Source organism: Variovorax durovernensis, assembly GCF_977011995.1.
Genome location: NZ_CDRNCW010000001.1, coordinates 215,588 through 238,084 on the forward strand (window position 1 = coordinate 215,588; position 22,497 = coordinate 238,084).

Consider the following 22,497-nt stretch of genomic DNA (forward strand, 5'->3'; position numbering starts at 1 on the left):
TTCAGACCTTCGGGAAGGGGTTGGGCTCGACGAGCTGGGGCGATTCCCACACGATGTCGAACTGCCCGTCGGGCCGGGCGCGGCCCACGCGCACCTTCTTCCACACATGGTGGTTGGTGGCGTGCACGCGCACCGTGCCTTCGGGCGCTTCTATTTCCACGCCCGCCGCTGCCGCCGTGACCTTGTCGACGTCGAAGGACTTGGCTTTCTCCACAGCCAGCTTCCACAGGTACACGCTGTTGTAGGCCACCTCCATCGGGTCGCCGATCACGCGGTCCTGCCCGTACTTGGCCTTGAAGGCCTTCACGAACTTCTCGTTGGCCGGCGACTTGATGCTCTGGAAGTAGCCCATGCAGGCGTAGTAGCCGGCGGCGTTGTCCTTGCCGATGCCGTCGATCTCGTTTTCCGACACCACGGTGGACAGCAGCACCTGCCTGGCGCCGTCCAGGCCCGCCGCGCGCAGCTGCTTGTAGAAGGCCACGTTGGAGCCGCCCACCACGGTGCTGTAGATGCAGTCGGGCTTGGCGGCCTTGATCTTGTTGATGATCGACGAGAACTCCGTGTGGCCCAGCGGCGCGTACTCTTCGCCCAGCACCTTGCCGCCGGCCTTGGCGATGGCGGGCTTGGCGATCTTGTTGCAGGTGCGCGGGTAGATGTAGTCGGAGCCCACCAGGAAGAAGCTCTTGCCCTTCTCGCGCGCCATCCACTCGACGGCCGCGATCACCGATTGCGTGGCTTCCTGCGAGGGATAGAACACGCGCTTGTCCTGCTCCTGGCCTTCGTAGTAGGTCGGGTAGAACAGCAGGCCCTTGGCCTGGGCGAGCACCGGCAGCAGCGCCTTGCGCGAGGCCGATGTGTAGCAGCCGATGATGGCCGCGACCTTGTCGCGCTCGAGCAGCTTGCGCGCCTTCTCGGCGAACACCGGGTTCTCGCTCGCGCCGTCCTCCACCACGGCCTCGATCTTCTTGCCCATCACGCCGCCGGCCGCATTGATCTCCTCGATGGCGAGCTTTTCGGCATCGACCAGCGAGGCCTCGGCAATGGCGATGGTGCCCGAGAGCGAATGCAGCAGGCCGAGTTTCACGGTGCCGCCGTCCTGCGCCGATGCGATGCCGGCCACGCCGCCAGCGGCGCCCAGCACGATCATCGAGCCGCCGGTCTTCACGATCTGGCGGCGGTTGAAAGCGTTCGTCATGTCAAATTCCTTTGTGTTTGTGCGAGTCATCAGGAAGATCCGACCTTCGGAACCGCGCGTTGGGTGTCTCCTCCCGCGGCGCGGCCCTGCAAACGTGCGTTCGGCTGCCAGTGCGTTTTCTCCGGGCAAGGCTCCGCCACCGGATGACGCGCATCCGTTTCGAAAAAGCTTCCTTGCGGCCGAGAAAACAAAAAAGCCCGAACCGGTGGTGAAACCGATTCGGGCTTTATTGCCCGACGCCTCGCTGGCAGCACTGGCAGCGGGTGTCGTATGACTGGTAACGATTGCTCGTTGGGGCGGATTCTTCTCAACTCACCCCGGCATGAACATACGCTGTTTCGCTAATTGGCGAGATCGCGATTCATGTGTTATTTGCGCTCAGCGCGGGCGCGCGTAGCCGGACTCGATCCATGCGCTGGCGCTGCTGGCCGTGAGCCTGAAGGCCGGCGACACGCTCACGCTGGCGAGCTCGGAGTCGTCGGCATCGTCGTAGGCGCTGAGCGTGGCCGAGGGGTTGTCCTCGTCGGGCACGATGGCCAGCGCCACGCGCACACGCTGGTCGTTGCGCGCAGTGACGGTCACGCTCTTGTTGAGCGTGGCGTGCAGTTGCTGCTCGTGGCGGCGGATGACTTCGGCGGCGGTCTTCACCAGCGTGGAGAAGGCGGGGCCGTCGAGCGGCTTGGGGTTCTTCTTGTCGCGGCCCATGGTCCAGGGGCCGACCAGGGCCGGCTCGGGGTCGCCGTGGCGGGTCATCTCGACGGCCCAGCCGTCGTCTTCCTCGTTCTTGATGACGCGGGCGGTCCAGGTGTCGTCGCGCCAGAGGCGGGCTTCCTGCAGGGGGAGGGTGTCGGATTCGTTCGGTTCTGTCATTCGGAGGCCTGTTTGCTTGCGCGGGCCATTTTCCCCCGTGCGCCGGCGTCTTCCTGGCCGTCAACGTACTGTTGCAGTCCCTCGGCCAATGCGTCGAAGGCGGCGCGGCAGCGCGGGCTGTTGCGCAGGTCTTCGTGCATGGTGACCCAGGTGTCGAGCTTGAGCGCCAGGGCGCGCGGCATCAGCCGCACCAGCGCCTCGGTGCGCCGGGCCAGGCCGACCTGGCACACGCCGATGCCCGCGCCGGCGCGAATGAGCGCCATCTGCCCCAGGTCGCTGTCGGTGCGCAGCGAGAAGCTGTCGCGGCTGTAGCCCGGCAGCGACTTGCCCGCGTTGCGCACGAAGGCCGAGGGCTGGTCGTAGCCGATCACCGCGTGGCCGGCCAGCTCCTCGAGCCGGCGCGGCGTGCCGTGGCGCGCGAGGTAGTCGCGGTGCGCATGAAAGCCAAGCTCGATGTTCCCGATGCGGCGCGCCACCAGCTGTTCCTGGCGGGGGCGCACCATGCGCACGGCGATGTCGGCCTCGCGCCGCAGCAGGTCCTGCACGCGGTTGGTCAGCACCAGCTCGACCTTCAGCGCCGGATGCTCCTCGCGCAGCCGCGCCACGATGGGCGGCAGCACCTCGACGCCGATCACCTCGCTGGCCGACACCCGCACCACGCCGCGCACGCCTTCGCCCTGGCTGCTGGCGGCGCGCTGAAGCGATGCGGCGGTGCTTTCCATGGCCTCGGCGTGCGTGCGCAGCGCCAGCGCCACCTCGGTGGGCAGCAGCCCGACCTGCGAGCGGGTGAAGAGCACCACGCCCAGCGCTTCTTCAAGCGCCGCCACGTGGCGCCCGGCCGTGGGTTGGGTGATGCCCAGCACGCGCGCCGCGCCCGAGAGAGAGCCCTCGCGCAGCACGCCTAGGAAGGAGCGATAGAGCTCCCAGCCGATGTTCGAAGTCATACATAAATGTATAGCTGATGGCTCATGTTCGGTAATTCCAATTGACCCGTCCCGGTTCCAGAATTCATCCATCGACAACTGTTCTGGAGCATTCATGGCACACGGCAACGACAACACGGTTCTGGTTCTTGGCGCAACGGGCGGCATCGGCGGCGAGGTGGCCCGACAGCTGCGCGACGCGGGCTGGGAGGTGCGCGCACTGAAGCGCGGCGCGGCCGAAGGAAAGCGCGATGGCATCACATGGCTGGCCGGCGACGCGATGGACGCCCAAGCCGTGCGGCAGGCCGCCAGGGGCTGCGCGGTCATCGTGCATGCGGTCAACCCGCCGGGCTACCGCAACTGGTCGCAGCTGGTGCTGCCGATGCTCGACAACACCATCGCCGCCGCCAAGGCCGAGGGCGCGACCATCGTGCTGCCCGGCACGGTCTACAACTTCGGCCCCGACGCCTTTCCGCTGCTGGCCGAAACGTCGCCGCAGCATCCGGTCACCCGCAAGGGCGCGATCCGCGTCGAGATGGAAAAGCGCCTCGAAGACGCGAGCCGCGAAGGTGCCCGGGTGCTGATCGTGCGCGCCGGCGACTTCTTCGGTCCCAGGGCGGGCAACAACTGGTTCTCGCAGGGGCTGGTGAAGGCGGGGCAGCCGGTCAAGGCGGTGAGCTACCCTGGCCGCGCCGGCATCGGCCACCAGTGGTCGTACCTGCCGGACGTGGCGCGCACCATGGTCGAACTGCTGGCGCGCCGCGACCGGCTCGAGCCCTTCGCGCGCTTTCACATGGCCGGCCATTGGGATGCTGACGGCACGCGCATGAGCGGCGCCATCCGCAAGGCGGTGATGCGCCGCACCGGCGCCGAGGCGCGGGTGTCTGCCTTCCCGTGGTGGCTGCTGACGCTGGCCTCGCCCTTCGTCGCCACCTTCCGTGAAATGCGCGAGATGCGCTACCTGTGGCAGACGCCCGTGGGCATGGACAACGCCAAGCTGGTGGCCTTGCTGGGCCGCGAGCCGCACACGCCGCTCGACGAGGCGGTCGAGGCATCGCTCGAAGGCATGGGCTGCCTGGCCACGGCGCCGGTGGCGGCCGCGGCCTGAGGCGCAACGTCGCTCAGAACACCGACAGCCCCGTGCGCGCCACGAACAATTCGAGCGCCTTCATGCCCAGCAGCGAGTTGCCGGTGGCATCGAGCGCCGGCGACCAGACGCACAGCGTGAGCTTGTCGGGCACCACGGCCACGATGCCGCCGCCCACGCCGCTCTTGCAGGGCAGGCCGATCGAGAAGGCCACGTCGCCGGCCGCGTCGTAGGTGCCGCAGGTGAGCATCAGCGAGTTGATGCGGCGGGTCTGCCGCTCGCCGGTGATCTCGGGCTGGCCGTCGACCGGGTGCGCGCCGTCGCGGCACAGGAAAGCGGCGGCGCGCGCCAGCTGGCGGCAGCTCATGCGCAGCGCGCACTGGTGGAAGTAGGTGTCGAGCACGGTGGCGACGTCGTTGTCGATCTTGCCGAAGCTCTTCATGAAATTGGCCAGCGCGATGTTCCGAAAGCCCGTGTCGGCTTCCGACTGCGCCACCTCGTCGTCGAAGGCGATGGGCTCGCCGCACAGGCCGGCCATGAGCGCGAGGATGTCGGCCTTGGCGCTGCCGCCCTTGGCTTTGGCCTGGCTCACCAGCCGGTCGGCCACCGCGATGGCGCCGGCATTGATGAACGGGTTGCGTGGCTTGCCCTGTTCGTTTTCCAGCTGCACCAGCGAGTTGAACGGATTGCCCGAAGGCTCGCGGCCGATGCGCTCCCACAGCGCGTCGCCCATGCGCTGCATGGCGAGCGTGAGCGTGAAGAGCTTGGACACGCTCTGGATGGAGAAGGGCGTCTCGAAGTCGCCCGCGCCGGCCTCGGTGCCGTCGCAGGTGCGCAGCGCGATGCCGAACTGCCGCGCATCGATGCGCGCCAGCGCCGGGATGTAGCTGGCCACGGTGCCGCCGGGGCAGCCATGGTCGATCTGCGGGCGCAGGGTGGCGACGATCTCGTCGAGCACCGGCTGGAAGTTCATGGTCTTGCCGTTCATGCGGTGCGTTGTACCGCAGGCCGCCGGTTCACCAGCACGATGCCCAGCGCCACGCCGATCAGCGCCACGATCAGCTGCGCCGTGAGCGGCTCCTTGAGCACCACCACGCCGAACACCAGCGCGAACAGCGGCGTGAGGAAGGTGAAGGACGACATCTGCGTGGCCGGGTAGTGCCGCAGCAGCCACATCCAGGTGAGGTAGCTCGCGAAGGCGCCGATCACGGTCTGCAGCCCGATGGAGGTCCAGGCCCCGGCCGAATAGGCGAAGCCCCAGTGCTCGCCGAGCGCCAGCGACAGCAGCGGGCACATCGCCGCGGTGACCGCCACTTGGTAGAACAGCGTCTTCTCGGCGCTGGCCGTGGCCAGCCTGGTGGTGCGCAGCGTGAGCGTGGTCAGGCCCCACAGCGCGCCGGCCGCCAGGCCCATGGCGTCGCCCACCAGCTGAGACGAACTCATGTGGCCGAAGCCTTCGCTGAAGGCCAGCACCACGCCCGAGAACGCGATGAAGAGGCCCAGCCACTGGAAGCCGCGCAGCCGCTCGGCCGGCACCCAGCGCGGCAGCAGCAGCGACACCCAGAAGGGCGCGGTGTAGAGGAACACGGTGAGCCGCGACGCGCTGGTGTTCTGCAGCCCCAGGTAGATGCCCGCGAACTCGCCCGAGAACAGCAGCCCGGCCAGGAGCCCCGGCCACAGCGTGCCGTCGCGCTCGAACAGCGGCACCCGCCGCCAAACGCACCAAAGCCACAGCAGCGCGGTGGCGCCCACCATGCGGATCGAGGCCTGCCACATCGGCGGCACCTCGGCCACGGTGGTCTTGATGAGGATCTGCTGGAGCCCCCAGAACGCGCAGCAGGCGATCAGGAGGCCGATGGCGAGGGAGTCGAGGTGGGTCTTGCGCTGGATCATTCGCTGCTGTCGGTCAGTCGGTCGTGGCGGAAAAAAGCCGCGTAATTCATCCGATGATCGTATCGCGCCGGCGTGTTTATTGCGCGAAGGCGTTCAGCGACGGCAGCGGCGCCTGCCGCTCGAAGCGCTTTTCGATGGCCAGCAGCGCGGCCTCCAGGAACTGCAGGAACATGCCCATGGCCACCGCCGTGGTCTGGCCGGCGCGCTGGTAGAGGCAACTGAACGAGCGCGCGCCCGCGTCGGCCAGGCCGGTCCACACCAGCGTGCCGCGCTCCACGTCCTCGGCCACGTTCTCCGGAATGAGAAAGCCGATGCCGGTGCCGCCGGCCACCAGCCGCCGCACCATCGCGACCGAGCTGGTCTCCACCAGCGGTCGCACCTTGCGGTGCTCGCGGTGGTCGATCTGGTCGACCATGGCGCGCAGCTCGGTGTCGGGCGTCATGAGGATCAGCGGGTGGTCCAGGCAGTCGCGCAGGCGCGGCAGCTTGCTGGCCACCGTGAGCGGATGGCCCGGCGGCGTGACCAGGCCCAGGTGCTGCGGAAAGGCACGGATCTCTTCCACGCCGGGCGGCGGCTTGCGGCGCAGGCAGAAGCCGATGTCCGATTCGCCGTTGGCCACCCATTTCAGGATGTTCTCGCCGCTGCCCGAGCGCACGCTGTAGGTCACGCCGGGGTAGTGCTTCATGGCCGCCTCGATGACCTCGGGCACCAGCTGCTCGGCCGACGAATGCGACACCGCCAGGTTGATGTGCCCGCGCCGAAGCGAACGCAGGTCTTCGACCTGGGCCAGCGCGTTGTCGAAGTCGCGCTGGCCGCGCCGCACGGCGGCCACCATGATCTCGCCGGCCGTGGTGAGCTGCATGCCGCGCGGCAGCCGGTCGAACAGCGGCGTGCCTACCTGTTCCTCGAGGTTGAGCACCTGCTGGTGCACGGCGGCCGCCGTGAGGTGCAGCGCCTCGGCGGCCTTGCGCACCGAGCCGCGGCGGGCCACTTCGTCGAAACAGCGGAAGGTCTGGGAGATGGCGCGCATGGCCGGGGAGTGTATGAAATTTCTATACGCACCGTACAAAACAAACAGATTTTCCTGACGGGCGATGCGGCCTACATTCGCGCCATTCTTCAATCTCCCCGAGGTTCGTTCCGTGCCCACCACCACCGTAGACCAGATCACCCAGCGCCGCCGCGGCGTCGGCCTGATCGCCCATGACCCGGCGCTGAGCGCCGGCGGCTACACCCTGATCGCGCCGCAGACCGACGACGGCAACGTCTACCTGATCGACATCGAGGGCCGCGTCGCGCACCGGTGGAAGATGCCGGTGCGCCCCGGCCGCGCGGCCGTGATCCTGCCCAACGGCAACCTCGGCTACAACGGCAACCACGCGGATTCGCCCGAGATCTACGGCGCCTGGTCGCTGTGGCACGGCGGCGATTTCTACGAGGCCACGCCCGCGGGCGAGATCGTCTGGCGCTACCAGGACCCGACGCACCATCACGACGCCCGCTGGCTGGCCGACGGCCACCTGCTGTACGCCGGCTGCGCGCCGGTGCCGCCCGGCTTTGCCGAACGCGTGCCCGGCGGCACGGCGCACGGCCCCGACGAGACGATGTACGGCGACGTGATCCGCGAGGTCGACCGCGACGGCAAGCTGGTGTGGGAATGGAAGGCCTGGGAGCACCTGGACCCGGAAGACTTCCCCATCCACCCCGGCTTCGGCCGCACCCACTGGCCGCTGGTGAACGGCCTGGACGTGACGCGCGAGGGGCTGGTGCTCATGAGCCTGCGCACCACCTCGGGCATCGTGGGCGTCGACTGCGCCACGGGCGCCGTGAAGCTGCACATTCCGCCGTCGGTGCTGTCGCACCAGCATGCGCCGGTCGCGCTGGAGAACGGCAACATTCTTGCTTTCGACAACGGCAACTTCCGCACCGGCAAGCATGTGGCGTTCTCTCGCGTCCTCGAAATCGACCCGGCCTCCAACGAGGTCGTGTGGCAGTACGCGGACGAACTGGTCAACGCGTTCTACACCGCCTACATGGGCAGCGCCCAGCGCCTGCCGAACGGCAACACGCACGTCACCGAGTCGGCCACGGGGCGCCTGTTCGAGGTCACGCCGGCCGGCGAGGTGGTGTGGGAGTACGTGATTCCCTGGTTCGCCGAATACCCAGACGAAGCCGCGCGCAAATACGTACCCGGCCGGCAGAACAGCGTGTTCCAGACCTTCCGCTACACGGCGGCGCAACTTCCCTGGCTCGAGGCTTCCGCATCATGATTTCTTCCGCCCTTCGCCTTCTCGCGCTCGCTTTTGCGCTGGCCACGTTGCTTCCGCCCGCGGCACAGGCCGCCGACGCGCCCAAGCCAGTGCGCATCCTCAGCAACTGGTTCGCCCAGCCCGACCAGGCCGGCTACTGGCAGGCCCAGCAGGACAAGCTCGGCAAGGAGGCCGGCATCGAGATCAGCGTGCTGCAGGGCGGCCCGAAGATCCAGACCATTCCGCAGGTGGCCTCGGGCCAGGCCGAGTTCGGCATCGGCAATGCCGACGACGTGCTGCTGGCCCGCATGCGCGGCGCACCGGTGCGCGCGGTGTTCGCGCATTTGGACTACGTGCCCTACACGCTGGTCTATCACGCCGACCCGGCGGTGAAGTCCATCACCGACCTGCAGGGCCGCACCTTCGCGGTGAACCTCGGCAACGCCTACTGGGAGTGGACGAAGAAGCAGTACAAGCTCGCCGGCACTCGCGAGATCCCGGTGAGCGGCGACCTCAGCCTGTTCCGCAACGACCCGAAGATGGTGCAGCAGGGCTACTCGCTGTTCCTGCCCGCGCGCATGGCCGCGGCCGGCGTGCAGGTGCAGCAGATCACGCTGGCGTCGCTGGGCTACCGGCCGTACGACGTGCTGTTCACCACCGACGACATGATCCGCAAGAACCCGGCGCTGGTGAAGGCCACCATCGCGGCGGTGCAGAAGGGCTGGGCCAACTACGTGCGCAACCCGCAGGGGCTCAAGCCGCTGATCACCGGCATGAACAAGCAGATCACGCCAGAGATCTACGACGCGGCCAACAAGGAAATGCTCGAGACGCTGATCTCGCACGACCTGGGCCGCATCGGCTGCATGACTGACGCGCGCTGGAACGAGCTGGCGGCCCAGTTGCGCAGCGTCAATTTCCTGCCGGCGAACTTCGACGCCAAGCAAGGCTACGACCGCACGCTGGTGCCGGGCTGCGCCCCATGAGCGGCAAGGGCGCCGCCGTCGGGCTGGACGGCGTTTCCAAGCGCTTCGGCACGGGCAAGGACGAGGGGCTGCAGGCGCTGGACACGGTCGACTTCGCGCTGCGCCCGGGCGAGTTCGTCTCCATCGTCGGGCCTTCGGGCTGCGGCAAGTCGACCCTGCTGCGCATCATGGCGGGGCTCGTTGCGCCGAGCACGGGGCGCTGCACGCGGCCTGAAGGCATCGAGACCGCCTTCGTGTTCCAGGAAGCAGCGCTGCTGCCCTGGCGCACGGTGGAGCGCAACGCGCAGCTGCTGATGGAGCTCGAAGGCCATGCGCCGGCCAGCTACCGCCCGCGCGCGGCCGAGGCGCTGAAGCTGGTGGGACTCGCCGGCTTCGAGAAGTCGTACCCGCACCAGCTTTCGGGCGGCATGCGCATGCGGCTGTCGCTGGCGCGCGCGCTGGCCTTGCGGCCCGGGCTGCTGCTGCTCGACGAGCCGCTGGCCGCGGTCGACGAACTCACGCGCGACGTGCTGCAGGAAGAGCTGTCGTCGCTGTGGCGGCAGGCGGGCTTCACCGGCGTGCTGGTGACCCACAACGTGCACGAGGCGGTGTACCTGTCTAACCGGGTGGTGGTGATGTCGCCGCGGCCGGGGCGCATCCTCGACGTGATCGACGTGCCTTTCGAATTCCCGCGCGCCCCCGAGCTGCGGGCCAGCGCCGGCTTTGCGGCGCTGACCGGGCAGGTGACGGCGGTGCTGCGCGCGCAGCATCACGCGCAGGCCGTGGCGTGAGGAGGCGGCGATGACACGAAGATCCGTTTCTTCTCCCGCCGTGGCCGTGGCGCGCAACGCCGCCCCCGTGCTGGTGGTCGCGCTGCTCGCCATCGGCCTCTGGTGGCTGCTGAGCGCCACCGTCTACCAGGGCAAGGGCTACCTGCTGCCGTCGCCCCAGGAAGTGGCGGCCGCCACGGCGGAGAACGCGGGCGTGCTGCTGGGCGCGACGCTGTCGACGCTGAAGGAGGCGCTGCTGGGCTACGCAATGGCCATCGTGCTCGGCATCGCGGGGGCGGCCGTGCTGGCGCAGTCGCGGCTGCTGGAGCGCAGCCTGTATCCGTATGCGGTGCTGCTGCAGACCGTGCCGGTGGTGGCGATCGCGCCGCTGATCGTGCTCTGGTTCGGCTACAACGAGCTGTCGGTGGTGATCGTGAGCTTCATCATGTCGCTCTTCCCGATCATCAACAACACGATGCTGGGCCTGCGCTCGACCTCGCGCAACCTGGCGGAGCTGTTCGCGCTGCACCGCGCGGGCGGGCTGGTGTCGTTCTGGAAACTGCGGCTGCCGGGCGCGCTGCCGCACATCTTCGCGGGGCTGCGCATTTCGGCGGGGCTGTCGGTGATCGGCGCCATCGTGGGCGAGTTCATCATCGGCTCGGGCAATGCCGAAGGCGGCCTGGGCGTGCAGATCGTGTTCGCGCAGGGGCGCATGTACACAGCGCTGCTGTTCGCCGAGGTGATCGCGGCGACGCTGCTGGGCTTCGTGTTCTTCCTGGCGGTGAGCGCCATCGGCCGGCTGCTGCTGCGGCACTGGCACGAGTCGGCGCTGTAGCGTCCCAGGCCTGTTACTGCGCGGCCAGCGGGTAAGGCGGCTTGCCCCGCGTGCCCACCATCAGGTCGGGCACCACGGCTTCGACGTCGGGCAGGGCGCGGGCGGTGCGCTCCAGCCTTTTTGCCAGCGCGGCGCTGGGCACGCAGCCCTGCAGGTACACCCAGCGCCGCTGGATCATCACCCACACGCTGCCCTTGTCCACGCCGGGCACCGCCTGCAGCGCGGCGCGCACCTTGGGCGCCAGCGGCTTGTCGTAGCGGTATGCGTTGCTGTCGGTGCACTTGCCGGCCAGCCAGCAGCTGGTGCCGCGCTCCAGCCGCGAATGGGTCTGCATGCGGCGCTCCTCGGCGGTATAGAACGGGCCCTCCGGCATCGGGCAGGCCGGCTGGCCCGCCGACACCTGGAAGAAAGGGTCGTCGAACCAGTTCTGCTTGAGCGGCCCGCCCGCTTCCTGCGCCATGCCGGCCCGCGCTGCGAGCAGCAGGACGCAGATGAGCGCAGGGCGGAGGGTCACAAGGGGTGTTCCGTGTAGAAGCGCCCGCCGTGGAACAGCAGCGGCGAGGCGCCGATGTCGTGCGTGCAGCGCTCCACTTCGCCCACGAAGATCACATGGTCGCCTTCGTCGTAGCGGCTGCGGTTGAAGCACTCGAAACTCGCGGCGGCGCCGGCCAGCACGGGCGCGCCGCCCAGGCCTTCGGTGAAGGCCACGTCGGCCCAGCGGTCGATGTTCTTGGTGGCGAAGCGCTCGGCCAGTGCCTTCTGGCTGGCCGCCAGGATGTTCACGGTGTAGTGCGAGCCGGCGCTGAGCGCGGGCATCGAGCCGGCCGCGCGCGCCAGGCTCCACAGCACCAGCGGCGGCGCGAGCGAAACGGAATTGAAGGAGTTGGCCGTGAGGCCGACCAGCGTGCCGTCGGCCGCCCGGGCGGTAACGATGGTGACGCCGGTGGCGAACATGCCGAGCGCTTCACGAAACTCGTCGGGCGAAAAGGAGGGCGGCTGGGCCCGGCGGAGAGTGGTCACTGAAAAAGGCTGCAAGGGCTTGGAGGGCAGAAGGCCATTTTGGCTCAGCGACCGGGGGGCTGCTTGGCGGGGCTCATCAACTCGGTCACCAACCGGGAATAGGCGGTGGCCGCAGGTGAGAGGGTACGCCCTGCGAGCGTCACGAGGCTGTAATGCGTTTGCATGCCCGTGAGGCCGGCCACCGGCAGCGGCACCAGCGCGCCTGTTTCGTGCCCCGGCGCGGGCGCCAGCGGCGCCAGGATGGCTGCGTTGGCCGTGAGCGCCAGGTGCCGCAGCGTGCCCGCGTCGTCGCAGCTCACGTTGAACAGGCTGCGGTCGCCGCCCTTGCCGCCCTTGACGCCTATGCCACGCCTGGCCTGCCGGTCGAACTGCGACGCCACCTCGGCCGGCAACTGCGGACCGGCCACGGGGTAGTCCATGAGGTTCTCGAGCGTGACCTGCTTCAGCCTGAGCAGCGGGTGCTTCGGCCGCACGAAGAACGACACCGGCACATTGGGCAGCCGCGTCAGCTTCAGGCCCGGCTGCTTCGTCAGGTCGCGCGTGTCGGCGATGAACAGGTCGAGCTGGCGGCGGTGCAGGCGCTCGCACAGGCTGGCGGTGTCGGCCACTTCCATGCGCATCAGCAGTTGCGGATGGCGCTGGGCCATGAGCGACAGGGCCATGCGCCCCAGCGTGCCGGCCGCGAAAGGGCCGAGGCCCACCGCGAGACTGCCGATGGCCAGGCCTTCGAGCTGCAACACGTCGCGCTCGATCTGCAGGGCGTCGGCCAGCAGCTCGCGGGCGCGGGCCAGCACCAGCTCGCCGGCCTGGGTGAAGCGCACGGTGCCGTAGGCGCGGTCGATCAGGCGGGCCTGCAGGCCTTCTTCGAGGTTGTCGATGCTGCGCGAAAGCGCGGGCTGCGACAGGTGCACGGCCTGGGCCGCACGGCCGAAGCTGCCCTGGTCCGCGAGGGCGACGAGATGCTGGAGCTGGCGTAGCTGCATTTTGCGTTTCACTTAAAAAGCAACCGCATATTTTGCATTTGCCAATGCATCCGGGGCTTCCGAGAATCGGCCCGCACCCTTCACGGAAGACCGAGACACCCATGACGCACCACCGCTTCCCCCGCGCACTCGTCGCACTGGCCTGCGCATTCGCCGCCGCTTCGGCCCTGGCGCAGGTGGCGTCCAAGCCGCCCGAGCCTTCGACGCTGCAGGCCAACGCCGACATGGCGAAGACGCTGCCCTTCGCTGACCGCCGCGACTTCGACGACGCCATGCGCGGCTTCATCGCCACCGTGCCCGACGCGCTGGTGCCCGGCGCCGGCCCGCGCCCGGCGTGGAGCATGAAGCCCTACGACTTCCTCAAGGCCGACGCGCCTGCCGACACCGTCAACCCCAGCCTGTGGCGGCAGGCGCAGTTGAACGCGATACACGGGCTGTTCCAGGTGACGGACCGGGTCTACCAGGTGCGCGGCTTCGACCTGGCGAACATGACCATCGTCGAAGGCGACACCTCGCTGATCGTCATCGACCCGCTGCTCACCGCCGAGACCGCGCGCGCCGCGCTCGACCTGTACTACCAGCACCGGCCGAGGAAGCCGGTCGGCACGGTGATCTACTCGCACGGCCATGCCGACCACTTCGGCGGCGTGAAGGGCGTGACCACCGAGGCCGACGTGGCCGCCGGCAAGGTGCAGGTGCTGGCGCCCGCCGGGTTCATGGAAACGGCAGTGGCCGAGAACATCCTCGCGGGCAACGCGATGAGCCGGCGCTCGCAGTACCAGTTCGGCTCGCTGCTGCCGCCGGGCGTGCGCGGGCAGGTCGACACGGGCCTGGGCAAGGCGCTGGCGCGCGGCACGGTCACGCTGATCGCGCCCACCGCCAGCATCGACAAGCCGACCGAGGCACGCACCATCGACGGCGTGCAGTTCTTGTTCCACCTGGTGCCGGGCTCCGAGGCGCCGTCCGAAATGCTCATGTACCTGCCGCAGTTCCGCGTGCTGAACATGGCGGAAGACGTGACGCACAACATGCACAACCTGTACACGATCCGCGGCGCCGAGGTGCGCGACGGCAACCTGTGGTCGAAGTACATCGACGAGGCGCGCGTGGCCTTCGGCGGCAAGGCCGACGTGCTGATCGCGCAGCACCACTGGCCCACCTTCGGGCAGGACCGCATCGTCGACCTGCTGAAGAAGCAGCGCGACATGTACAAGTTCATCAACGACCAGTCGCTGCGCCTTCTGAACCAGGGCTACACCGCGGCCGACATCGCCGAGACGCTGCGCATGCCCGCGAGCCTGTCGCAGGAGTGGTCGGCGCGCGGCTACTACGGCACGCTGCGCCACAACGCCAAGGCGGTCTACCAGAAGTACCTGGGCTGGTATGACGCCAACCCCGCCAACCTGGACCCGTTGCCGCCGGTGGCATATGCGAAGAAGACGGTCGAGTACATGGGCGGCGCCGACGCGGTGATTGCCCGTGCGCGCGAGGATTTCAGGAAGGGCGAGTTCCGCTGGGTGGCCAGCGCGATGAACCAGGTGGTGTACGCCGACCCGTCGAACCGCGCGGCGCGCGAGCTGGGCGCCGATGCGCTGGAGCAGCTGGGCTATCAGTCGGAGGCCGGCACATGGCGCAGCGCCTACCTGGTGGGCGCGATGGAGCTGCGCAACGGCGTGCCGAAGATTCCGGGCGGCAGCAGCGCGAATGCGGACACGCTCAAGGCGGTGAGCAACGACCTGTTCTTCGACTTCCTGGGCGTGCGGCTCGATGCGGCCAAGGCGGAGGGCAAGAAGCTGGTCATCAACTGGAACTTCACCGATTCGAACCAGCAGTTCGTGTTGACGCTGGAAAACTCTGCCTTGACGCACATTGCAGGCCAGCAGCCGGGCGCGGACGCGACGGTGACATTGAGCCGGGCCACGCTCGATGCGGTGACGTTGAAGGAGACGAGCTTTCCGGCTGCAGTGCTGACCGGGAAGGTGAAGATCGAAGGGGACCGGGCCAAGCTTGCCGAGCTGATGTCGATGCTCGATACCTTCGAGCCGATGTTTCCTGTGGTGGAGCCGCGTCGGTAGTTTTTTGGGGCGAGTGCGCAGGCCACCGGGTACTCCCCTCCGCGAATGTCCCCCGTCGGCGCGATCGCGTCCCGAAACAACGAAGGCCTACCCAAAGAACCAATAACAGACCGCCACAGCAGCAACCACCCCGGCCAGCTCGGCAAGCAACGCGCAAGACACCGCATGCCGCGTGCGCTGAATGCCGACCGCACCGAAGTACACCGCCAGCACGTAGAAAGTGGTCTCGGTGCTGCCCTGGATGGTGGCGGCCACCAGCGCCGGGAAGCTGTCGACGCCCTGGCTCTTCATGGTCTCGATCAGCATCGCGCGCGCCGCGCTGCCCGAGAAGGGCTTGACCAGCGCCGTGGGCATGGCGTCGACGAAGCGGGCGTCGAAGCCGCCCGCGGTCACCAGCCAGCGCAGGCCGTTCAACGCGAAGTCGAGCGCACCCGAGGCGCGCAGCACGCCCACCGCGCACAGCATCGCGACCAGGTACGGCAGCAGGTTCTTCGCAATGTCGAAGCCTTCCTTGGCGCCTTCGATGAAGCACTCGTACACCTTGATGCGCCTGATGGCCCCGACCAGCAGGAACACCACGATCACGCCGAACAGCGTGAGGTTGCCCAGCAACGACGACAGCGACGCGATGGCCGCCGCCGACAGCGTGCCCAGCAGCGCCATGAAGCCGCCCAGCAGCAGCGCGCCGGGCAACAGGTAGGCCAGCACCACCGGGTCCCACAGGCGCAGGCGCTGCGCCACCGCCACCGTGAGCAGCCCGACCAGCGTCGAGGCGCTGGTGGCCAGCAATATCGGCAGGAACACCAGCGTCGGGTCGCCGGCGCCCTGCTGCGCGCGGTACATGAAGATGGTCACGGGCAGCAGCGTGAGCGACGAGGCGTTCAGCACCAGGAACAGGATCTGCGCGTTGGTGGCCGTCACCGGGTCGGGGTTGAGCCGCTGCAGTTCGCGCATGGCCTTCAGGCCGATGGGCGTGGCGGCGTTGTCCAGCCCGAGCGCGTTGGCGGCGAAGTTCATGGTGATGAGGCCGAGCGCCGGGTGCCCGGGCGGCACGCCCGGCATCAGGCGCCGGAAAAGCGGCCCCAAAAGCCGCGCCAGCCAGCCGACCAGCCCCGCCGCCTCGGCGATGCGCAGGAAGCCCAGCCACAGCGTGAGCGTGCCGAACAGCAGCACCATCACCTCGACCGCGAGCCGCGCCATCGCGAACAGGCTTTCGACCAGCGCCGCGAACACCGTCGGGTCGCCGCCGACGAGCCAACGCCCCAGCGCGGCCAGCGCCGCCACCCCGAAGAAACCCAGCCACAAGCCGTTGAGCACGTTTCTTTTCCCTTTTGTGCGGGCCGATCATAGGGCGCTGAACGCGCCGGGCCGCGGCGAGCTAAAGTTCGGCCCATGCGTGCTGCCAACCTCCGCCGACTTGCCGCCCTGGCACTGGGCGCGGCCTCCCTCTGGCTCTCCGGCTGCGTGAGCCTGCCACCGGGCAAGCCGATGCCCGTGGCCACCGCCTTCACGGCCGCGGACGTGTCGCAGACCGAACTGGCGCAACTCGCGGCCCAGGGAACGCCGGGCGGATCCACGTCGCTGTCGGGCTTCAGGCTGCTGCCGGAGGCGGCCTTCGCGTTCGACGCGCGCATCTCGCTCGCGCGGCACGCCGAGAAGTCGCTCGACGTGCAGTACTACCTGATCCAGAAAGACGACGTCGGCCTGCTTTTCCTCAAGGAGCTGCGCGAGGCCGCCGCGCGCGGCGTGCGCGTGCGCCTGCTGGTGGACGACCTCTACACGGCGGGCGAGGACGAGGTGTTCAGCACGCTGTCGGCGTTCCCGAACATCGAGGTGCGGCTGTTCAACCCGCTGCCATCGCGCGCCGATTCGCTGGCCACGCGGCTGCTGTTCTCGCTGACCGACTTCGGCCGCATCAACCACCGCATGCACAACAAGCTGCTGGTGGCCGACAACAGCTTCGCGGTGTCGGGCGGCCGCAACATCGCCAACGAGTACTTCATGCGCAGCACGGCCGCCAATTTCATCGACATGGACGTGCTGTCCAGCGGCCCGGTGGTGCGCCAGATGTCAGCCGGCTTCGACCGCTACTGGAACAGCGAGCACGTACGCCCCATCGAGCAGATCGCGCCGCTGCGCATGCCGGTGGAAGAGGCGCAGAAGCGCTTCGACGCCATCGCGCGCACGGCGGTGCCCGACGTGGCCATGCACCAGCGCGACGTGCTCGACAAGTCGCCGGTGGGGCAGCAGCTGATTGCCGGCAACGTGGAGCGCTACTGGGCGCCGTCCACGCTGTTCGTGGACGACCCCGAGAAGATCACGCGCAAGCCCGACGCCGCCTATGCCGGCAGCGTGACCGAGGGCGCGCTGAGCGTCATCAATTCGGCGAAGCGCGAGGTGAAGATCGGCTCGCCGTATTTCATTCCGGGCGCTCACGGCATGGCGATGATGAAGGCGGCCATCGAGCGCGGCGGGCGCATCACGGTGGTCACGAACTCGCTGGGCGCCACCGACGAACCGCTGGCCTACGCGGGCTACGAGCGCTACCGCGCCGACATGCTCAAGATCGGCGTCACCATCTACGAGATCGCTCCCACGCTCACCGGGCGTTCGGGGCGCTTCGGCGACTTCGGCAAGTCGATCAGCCGGCTGCATGCCAAGCTCGCGGTGGTGGACGACGAGCGCTTCTTCGTCGGCTCGATGAACCTCGACCACCGCTCGGCCGCGGTCAACACCGAGATGGGGCTGGTCATCGACAGTCCCGAGCTGGTGAAGGACTACGACAGGCTCATGGGCGGCGAGCGCGTCAACCTCGGCTACCGGCTGCGCCTGGGGCCCGACGGCCGGCGCGTGCAGTGGCTGGAGTACGACGACGCCGGCGGCGACATCGTGCACGAGGACGAGCCCGGCGAATTCCTCTGGCTGCGCTTCAAGAACTGGCTGCTGCTGCCCATCGTGGGCGAGGAACTGCTGTAGCGAAGCAGCCGTGGTTGTCATTCCAGGTGGAGGGAAGGTGCGTTACATTCCTTGAAAGAGTGTGAGTTTTTGTCACCAAAACATCCCCATCTGGAGACTTCGATCATGACCGTTCCCGTGCCGCGCGAGTCGACTGCGCCGCTTTCCACCAGCCGTCGGCGTGCGCTGACCGGACTGGCAGCAACCGCCGCCGCAGGCCTGGGATTTCCGGCGCTGGCGCAAAACAAGCCGGTTCGCGTCGGGACCACCTTCGACAACAGCAGCGTCGAGAAGGCCAACGGCCAGGGGCTCTACCAGGGTTCGAGCGCTTTCTTCGCGGCGCTGAACAAGGCAGGGGGCATCAACGGCACCAAGGTCGAACTCGTGATGGCCGACGACACCTTCAAGCCCGAAGTGGCCAAGGCCAACGCGCTGGCCTTCGAGAAAGACAGCTCCGTGCTCGCGCTGGTGCACCCGTTGGGCACGCGGCAGACCGCCGAGGTGATGGACGCGGTGCCCGGCATGGCCGTGGTGGGCCCCATCACCGGCACCATCGCGCTGCGCAAGAAGAACTCGCCCAACACCTTCTGGGTGCGTGCCAACTACGACCAGGAAGTCGACAAGCTCGTGAGCACCGCCGCCGTGCTGGGCCAGAGCCGCATCGGCCTCGTGCATTCGAACGATCCGCTGGGGCAGTCGGTGCTGGCGGCCTTCAAGGCTGCGCTGGCCAAGGCCAAGCTGGAGCCGGCGGTAATCGCGACCACGCCCAACACCACCAGCATGGAAGTGGGGCCCGCCGCCGAAGCCATCGCCAAGGCCAAGCCGCAGGTGGTGGTGGTCGGGCTGGCCGGTACCGCGCCGGTGTTCCTGAAGGCGCTGCGCGAGGCGGGCAACAGCAGCTCGGCCTACGGCCTTTCGATCACGGCCAGTGCGCTGTCGGCCATGGGCGACCTGGCCAGGGGCCTGGGCTTCGTGATCGTGGTGCCTTCGCCGTATTCGACCAAGTTCGAGATCGTGCGCCGCTACCAGGCCGACATGGTGGCCAACGGCATCAAGGAGTTCTCGCTCACCAGCCTCGAGGGCTACATCAATGCCGCCGTGCTGGCCGAGGGCATGCGCCGCGCCGGTGGCTCGCTGACGCGCGCATCGGTGATGTCGGGGCTTGCCAGCATCGAGAGCTTCGACCTGGGCGGGGTGAAGATCAACTATGGCCGCAGCAACCGCGAAGGCGGCCAGTTCGTGGACGTGGCCGTGATCGGCAGCCGCGGCCAGATGCTCAGCTAGGCCAAATTCTTCCCCGGGCTTCGCGCACTTCGTGTCGCTTCGCCTACCCACTCACCCGGGGGGCAACACCTGCGGCCCGGCAAAGCCGGTTCCGCGGTGTTCCGGGCATCAGACCCCGACGCCCAACAAGCCTTCGAGCAGTTCCTGGTCTGCCGCCAGCTCGCTGCTGAGCCCGGCATGCACCACGGTGCCGCGCTCCAGCACGATGGCCTTATGCGTCATCTCCAGCGCCAGCACCGGGTGCTGCTCGACCACGATCGAGGCCAGCCCTTCGGCCTCGCACAGCCGGCGGATGGCGGTTGCCAACTCTTCCACGATGATCGGCGCGAGGCCTTCCATCGGCTCGTCGAGCAGCAGCAGCCTGGGGTTGGTCATCAGCGCGCGGCCGATGGCGAGCATCTGCTGTTCGCCGCCGGAGAGCTGGTTGCCGTAGTTGCCGCGCCGCTCGCGCAGGCGCGGGAAGAAGTCGTAGACGCGCTTCAGGTTCCAGCCGCCGAGTCGCGAGATCACCGTGAGGTTTTCTTCCACCGTGAGCGACGCGAACACCTCGCGCTCCTGCGGCACCCAGCCCAGCCCGGCGCGCACGCGCTGGTGCGAGGGCCAGCGCGTGATGTCGGCGCCCTGCCAGCGGATCGCGCCCTGCATCACGCGGGTGTTGCCCATCAGCGTTTCGAGCAGCGTGGTCTTGCCCACGCCGTTGCGCCCGAGGATGGCGAGGCTTTCGCCCTGCTGCAGCGAAAATTCGAGTCGGTCGAGCACGACCGCATTGCCGTAGCCGGCGGTGACGCGGTCGAAGGCGAGTGCTTCAGGCATGGTGATGCGAACTTCCCAGGTAGACCTCGCGAACGCGCGGGTCGGCGCTGATTTCCGAGGGCGTTCCCTCTGTGAGGATGCGTCCGCCGACCAGCACCGAGATTCGGCGCGAGAAGCGGAAGACGAGCTTCATGTCGTGCTCGATGAACAGCACGCTGATGTCTTGCGGCAGCGCCGCGATGACCTCGAACAGCTCGCCGCTCTCGTCCTGCGGCACGCCGGCTGCGGGCTCGTCGAGCAGCAGGATGCGGGGTTTGGCGGCCAGCGCCAGCGCGATCTCGAGCAGCCGCTGCTTGCCGTAGGCCAGCTCGGCCACGGGCACGTCGGCCAGGCTGTCGAGCCTGAGCGTGCCCAGCAGCGCATGCGCCTCGTCGAACACGGCGGTGCAGCCCTTCAGCGGCCGCCACCATGTGGCGCCCAGCCCTTCGCGCTCGCTGATCGCCAGCACCACCGACAGCAGCGGCGTGAGGCTGGGGAACAGCGTGTTGATCTGGAAGGTGCGCGCCAGGCCCATGCGCGCGCGCTTGTCGGCGGACAGGCGGGTGAGGTCGCGGTCACCCATGTGGATCGATCCGCTCGTGGGCTTGAACACGCCCGTGAGCAGGTTGATGAGCGTGGTCTTGCCCGCGCCGTTGGGACCGATCAGCGCCTGGCGCGCGCCGGGCTCGAGCGAGAGATTCACGTCGCTCACGGCCTGGAACGCGCCGAAGCGGATGCCCAGGCCCTGGGTGCGCAGGGTGTGCGTGGTGGTGGAGCTCATCGCGCCTTCCCCGTGCGAACGAAGCGCGACAGCGCGCCCATGATGCCGCCGCGCCCCAGCATGACCGCCGCGATCAGGAAGATGCCGAGCCAGAACATCCAGTACTGCGGATTCATGTCCGCGAACCAGTCGTGCACCAGCATGTAGACGATGGCGCCGATCATGCCGCCATACAGCCGGCCGGTGCCGCCCAGCACCAGGATGATGAGCACCTCGGCCGAGCGGTTGAAGCCGATCGACTCGATGCCGACGAACTGCGTGGTCTGCGCCAGCAGCGCGCCCGCCACGCCGGCCACCGCGGCCGAGAAGGCGTAGGCCATGCGCAGCCGCGCTTCCACCGGCGAACCGATGGCCAGCATGCGCTTGCGGCTGTCGTGGATGCCGCGCAGCGCCAGCCCGAAGGGCGAGCGCAGCACCAGCCGCACCAGCAGGAACATCGCGAGCACTACGCCGAAGGCATAGCAGAAGGCGGTCTTGCCGTAGAGGTCGAAGTCGAACAGGCCTAGCACCGGCGCGATGACCACGCCCTGCAGCCCGTCGGTGCCGCCGGTGATGCCCGAGAGCCGGTTGGCCACCTCGAACAGCAGCACGCACACGCCGATGGTGATCATCAGCCGCGTGAGGTCGGCCCCGCGCACCACGAGGTAGCTCAGTGCGTAGCCCAGCAGGCCGCTGACGACCAGCGCGAACGCGAGGCCGGTGAAGGGCTCGCTCCAGCCGTACTTGGCGAGCAGCCCGGCCGCGTAGGCGCCAGCGCCGAAGAAGGCGGCATGGCCGACGGTGAGGATGCCCGCGTAGCCCAGCGCCATGTCGAGCGACACCGCGAACAGGCCGAAGATCATGATCTGGCTCATCAGCGTGAGCTTGTCGGGCAGCAGGAAGAAGCTCGACGCGAGCGCGATCCAGAAGACGGCTTCCGCGGCGCGCAGCTGCGCGGGAGAGACGGTGAGGGCTTTCATGCAAGCCCCTTTTTGGCGACGATGCCGTTGGGCCGCACCAGCAGCATGACGATCATGAAGACGTAGATGAGAAAGGCGCCGGCTTCGGGCAGGTAGTACTTGCCCGCCACGTCGACGATGCCGACAAGCAGCGCCGCGACGAACGGCCCGGTGACGGTGCCCGCACCGCCCACGCACACCACCATCAGGAAGTACACGAGGTACTTGAGCGGGAACGACGGCTCCAGCCCCAGCATGCCCAGGCTCAGCGCGCCGCCCAGGCCGGCGAGGCCGCAGCCCAGCGAGAAGGTCAGGAAGAACAGGCGCTGCACGTGGATGCCGGTGCCGCCGGCCACGCGCTGGTTGTCCACCGCCGCGCGCACCATCGCGCCGTAGCGGGTCTTGCCCAGGCCCAGCAGCAGCGCGGCCAGCACGGCCACGCCGCAGACGATCAGGAACAGCCGGTAGCGGCCCACTTCCAGGCCCAGCAGCGACACCTGCCCGTCGAGCGCCGGCGGCAGCGTGAAGGGCTGCATCGTCGGGCCGAAGAAATAGGTGAAGGCGGCGATCGACACGAACACCACGCCGATCGACAGCAGTACCTGGTCGAGCGGATGCGCGCGGTACAGCCGGCGGTAGAACACGAACTCCAGCACGGCGCCCACCAGCGCCGCCGCCACGAAGGCCGCCGCCAGCGAGAGGCCGAAGCCGAGCCCGAAGTGGTTCATCAGCACGGCGGCCACGTAGCCGCCGACCATCGCGAAGCTGCCGTGCGCGAGGTTGACGAAATTCATGAGCCCCATCGTGATGGACAGGCCCACGCCGATGAGGAACAGGAGCATGCCGTAGGCCACTCCATCGAAGATCACGATGCCCATGAAT

22 protein-coding genes are annotated in these 22,497 nt (G+C 68.4%); 8 read left to right on the forward strand and 14 right to left on the reverse strand.

All coding sequences use genetic code 11. The annotated features are described in order from the left end of the window. Window position 1: 1 nt before the first annotated feature. The 3 genes from urtA to ACWV14_RS01025 all read right to left on the reverse strand — a co-directional run bounded on the left by urtA (window position 2) and on the right by ACWV14_RS01025 (window position 3,009). Entirely contained in the window at window positions 2-1,195 is a 1,194-nt protein-coding gene (gene urtA / locus ACWV14_RS01015; protein ID WP_454901926.1) for an urea ABC transporter substrate-binding protein, read from the reverse strand. 378 nt (window positions 1,196-1,573) lie between these two features. Then, on the reverse strand, window positions 1,574-2,065 hold the full coding sequence (locus ACWV14_RS01020) for a hypothetical protein (RefSeq protein WP_454901928.1): 492 nt from the start codon (window positions 2,063-2,065) through the stop codon (window positions 1,574-1,576). After that, window positions 2,062-3,009: a LysR family transcriptional regulator gene (locus tag ACWV14_RS01025; RefSeq protein ID WP_454901930.1), complete on the reverse strand. Its 948-nt coding sequence runs from the start codon at window positions 3,007-3,009 to the stop codon at window positions 2,062-2,064. The genes ACWV14_RS01020 and ACWV14_RS01025 overlap by 4 nt, the downstream gene beginning before the upstream one ends. Before the next feature lie 94 nt (window positions 3,010-3,103). Here ACWV14_RS01025 and ACWV14_RS01030 point away from each other — a divergent pair, with 94 nt between their 5' ends. After that, window positions 3,104-4,096 carry an SDR family oxidoreductase gene (locus ACWV14_RS01030; RefSeq protein WP_454901932.1) on the forward strand — a complete coding sequence of 331 codons (993 nt, stop codon included), beginning with the start codon at window positions 3,104-3,106 and terminating at the stop codon, window positions 4,094-4,096. A gap of 13 nt (window positions 4,097-4,109) precedes the next feature. On the opposite strand, the gene ACWV14_RS01035 is transcribed toward ACWV14_RS01030, so the two are convergent. From ACWV14_RS01035 to ACWV14_RS01045, 3 genes are all read right to left on the reverse strand, one after another. Then, entirely contained in the window at window positions 4,110-5,063 is a 954-nt protein-coding gene (locus ACWV14_RS01035) for a glutaminase (RefSeq protein ID WP_454901934.1), read from the reverse strand. Then, window positions 5,060-5,968 (reverse strand): DMT family transporter, encoded by a 909-nt coding sequence (locus ACWV14_RS01040; RefSeq protein WP_454901936.1) that lies wholly within the window; start codon window positions 5,966-5,968, stop codon window positions 5,060-5,062. Before ACWV14_RS01040 ends, ACWV14_RS01035 begins: the two co-directional genes overlap by 4 nt. Before the next feature lie 76 nt (window positions 5,969-6,044). Then, the gene (locus ACWV14_RS01045; RefSeq protein WP_454901938.1) at window positions 6,045-6,998 is read right to left on the reverse strand and encodes a LysR family transcriptional regulator; all 954 of its coding nucleotides are present in this window, start codon (window positions 6,996-6,998) and stop codon (window positions 6,045-6,047) included. Window positions 6,999-7,110: 112 nt separating this feature from the next. Here ACWV14_RS01045 and ACWV14_RS01050 point away from each other — a divergent pair, with 112 nt between their 5' ends. The 4 genes from ACWV14_RS01050 to ACWV14_RS01065 are packed head-to-tail and all read left to right on the forward strand — an operon-like array spanning window position 7,111 to window position 10,787. Then, window positions 7,111-8,238 (forward strand): aryl-sulfate sulfotransferase, encoded by a 1,128-nt coding sequence (locus tag ACWV14_RS01050; protein WP_454901940.1) that lies wholly within the window; start codon window positions 7,111-7,113, stop codon window positions 8,236-8,238. Further along, window positions 8,235-9,203 carry an ABC transporter substrate-binding protein gene (locus tag ACWV14_RS01055; RefSeq protein ID WP_454901941.1) on the forward strand — a complete coding sequence of 323 codons (969 nt, stop codon included), beginning with the start codon at window positions 8,235-8,237 and terminating at the stop codon, window positions 9,201-9,203. The genes ACWV14_RS01050 and ACWV14_RS01055 overlap by 4 nt, the downstream gene beginning before the upstream one ends. Next, a complete protein-coding gene (locus tag ACWV14_RS01060; RefSeq protein WP_454901943.1) occupies window positions 9,200-9,973 on the forward strand; it encodes an ABC transporter ATP-binding protein in 774 nt (257 codons plus the stop codon). Before ACWV14_RS01055 ends, ACWV14_RS01060 begins: the two co-directional genes overlap by 4 nt. 10 nt (window positions 9,974-9,983) lie before the next feature. Continuing rightward, window positions 9,984-10,787 (forward strand): ABC transporter permease, encoded by an 804-nt coding sequence (locus ACWV14_RS01065; RefSeq protein WP_454901945.1) that lies wholly within the window; start codon window positions 9,984-9,986, stop codon window positions 10,785-10,787. A 13-nt stretch (window positions 10,788-10,800) separates the two neighbouring features. Here ACWV14_RS01065 and ACWV14_RS01070 read toward each other — a convergent pair whose 3' ends face one another. Genes ACWV14_RS01070 through ACWV14_RS01080 form a run of 3 tightly spaced genes read right to left on the reverse strand, consistent with a single transcriptional unit; the run spans window position 10,801 to window position 12,790 of the window. After that, window positions 10,801-11,301 (reverse strand): BON domain-containing protein, encoded by a 501-nt coding sequence (locus ACWV14_RS01070; RefSeq protein ID WP_454901947.1) that lies wholly within the window; start codon window positions 11,299-11,301, stop codon window positions 10,801-10,803. Next, the gene (locus ACWV14_RS01075) at window positions 11,298-11,807 is read right to left on the reverse strand and encodes a flavin reductase family protein (RefSeq protein WP_081267374.1); all 510 of its coding nucleotides are present in this window, start codon (window positions 11,805-11,807) and stop codon (window positions 11,298-11,300) included. Before ACWV14_RS01075 ends, ACWV14_RS01070 begins: the two co-directional genes overlap by 4 nt. Window positions 11,808-11,851: 44 nt before the next feature. Further along, window positions 11,852-12,790, reverse strand: coding sequence for a LysR family transcriptional regulator (locus ACWV14_RS01080; RefSeq protein WP_454901949.1), 939 nt, complete (start codon window positions 12,788-12,790; stop codon window positions 11,852-11,854). 101 nt (window positions 12,791-12,891) lie between these two features. On the opposite strand from ACWV14_RS01080, the gene ACWV14_RS01085 reads away from it, so the two are divergent. Next, window positions 12,892-14,865, forward strand: coding sequence for an alkyl/aryl-sulfatase (locus tag ACWV14_RS01085; protein ID WP_454901951.1), 1,974 nt, complete (start codon window positions 12,892-12,894; stop codon window positions 14,863-14,865). Between the two features lie 87 nt (window positions 14,866-14,952). Here the strand turns inward: ACWV14_RS01085 and ACWV14_RS01090 are convergent, their stop codons facing one another. Then, entirely contained in the window at window positions 14,953-16,182 is a 1,230-nt protein-coding gene (locus tag ACWV14_RS01090; protein ID WP_454901953.1) for a nucleoside recognition domain-containing protein, read from the reverse strand. Window positions 16,183-16,257: 75 nt separating this feature from the next. Here ACWV14_RS01090 and ACWV14_RS01095 point away from each other — a divergent pair, with 75 nt between their 5' ends. Continuing rightward, window positions 16,258-17,841: a phospholipase D family protein gene (locus tag ACWV14_RS01095; protein WP_454901955.1), complete on the forward strand. Its 1,584-nt coding sequence runs from the start codon at window positions 16,258-16,260 to the stop codon at window positions 17,839-17,841. Between the two features lie 105 nt (window positions 17,842-17,946). After that, window positions 17,947-19,104 carry an ABC transporter substrate-binding protein gene (locus ACWV14_RS01100; RefSeq protein WP_454901957.1) on the forward strand — a complete coding sequence of 386 codons (1,158 nt, stop codon included), beginning with the start codon at window positions 17,947-17,949 and terminating at the stop codon, window positions 19,102-19,104. 108 nt (window positions 19,105-19,212) lie between these two features. On the opposite strand, the gene ACWV14_RS01105 is transcribed toward ACWV14_RS01100, so the two are convergent. Genes ACWV14_RS01105 through ACWV14_RS01120 form a run of 4 tightly spaced genes read right to left on the reverse strand, consistent with a single transcriptional unit; the run spans window position 19,213 to window position 22,493 of the window. Next, entirely contained in the window at window positions 19,213-19,917 is a 705-nt protein-coding gene (locus tag ACWV14_RS01105) for an ABC transporter ATP-binding protein (RefSeq protein WP_454901959.1), read from the reverse strand. Beyond that, window positions 19,910-20,677 (reverse strand): ABC transporter ATP-binding protein, encoded by a 768-nt coding sequence (locus ACWV14_RS01110; RefSeq protein WP_454901961.1) that lies wholly within the window; start codon window positions 20,675-20,677, stop codon window positions 19,910-19,912. The genes ACWV14_RS01105 and ACWV14_RS01110 overlap by 8 nt, the downstream gene beginning before the upstream one ends. After that, window positions 20,674-21,636, reverse strand: coding sequence for a branched-chain amino acid ABC transporter permease (locus tag ACWV14_RS01115; RefSeq protein WP_422088890.1), 963 nt, complete (start codon window positions 21,634-21,636; stop codon window positions 20,674-20,676). Before ACWV14_RS01115 ends, ACWV14_RS01110 begins: the two co-directional genes overlap by 4 nt. Beyond that, complete coding sequence (locus tag ACWV14_RS01120) at window positions 21,633-22,493, reverse strand: branched-chain amino acid ABC transporter permease (protein ID WP_422088889.1); 861 nt, start codon at window positions 22,491-22,493, stop codon at window positions 21,633-21,635. The genes ACWV14_RS01115 and ACWV14_RS01120 overlap by 4 nt, the downstream gene beginning before the upstream one ends. Window positions 22,494-22,497 lie beyond the last annotated feature (4 nt).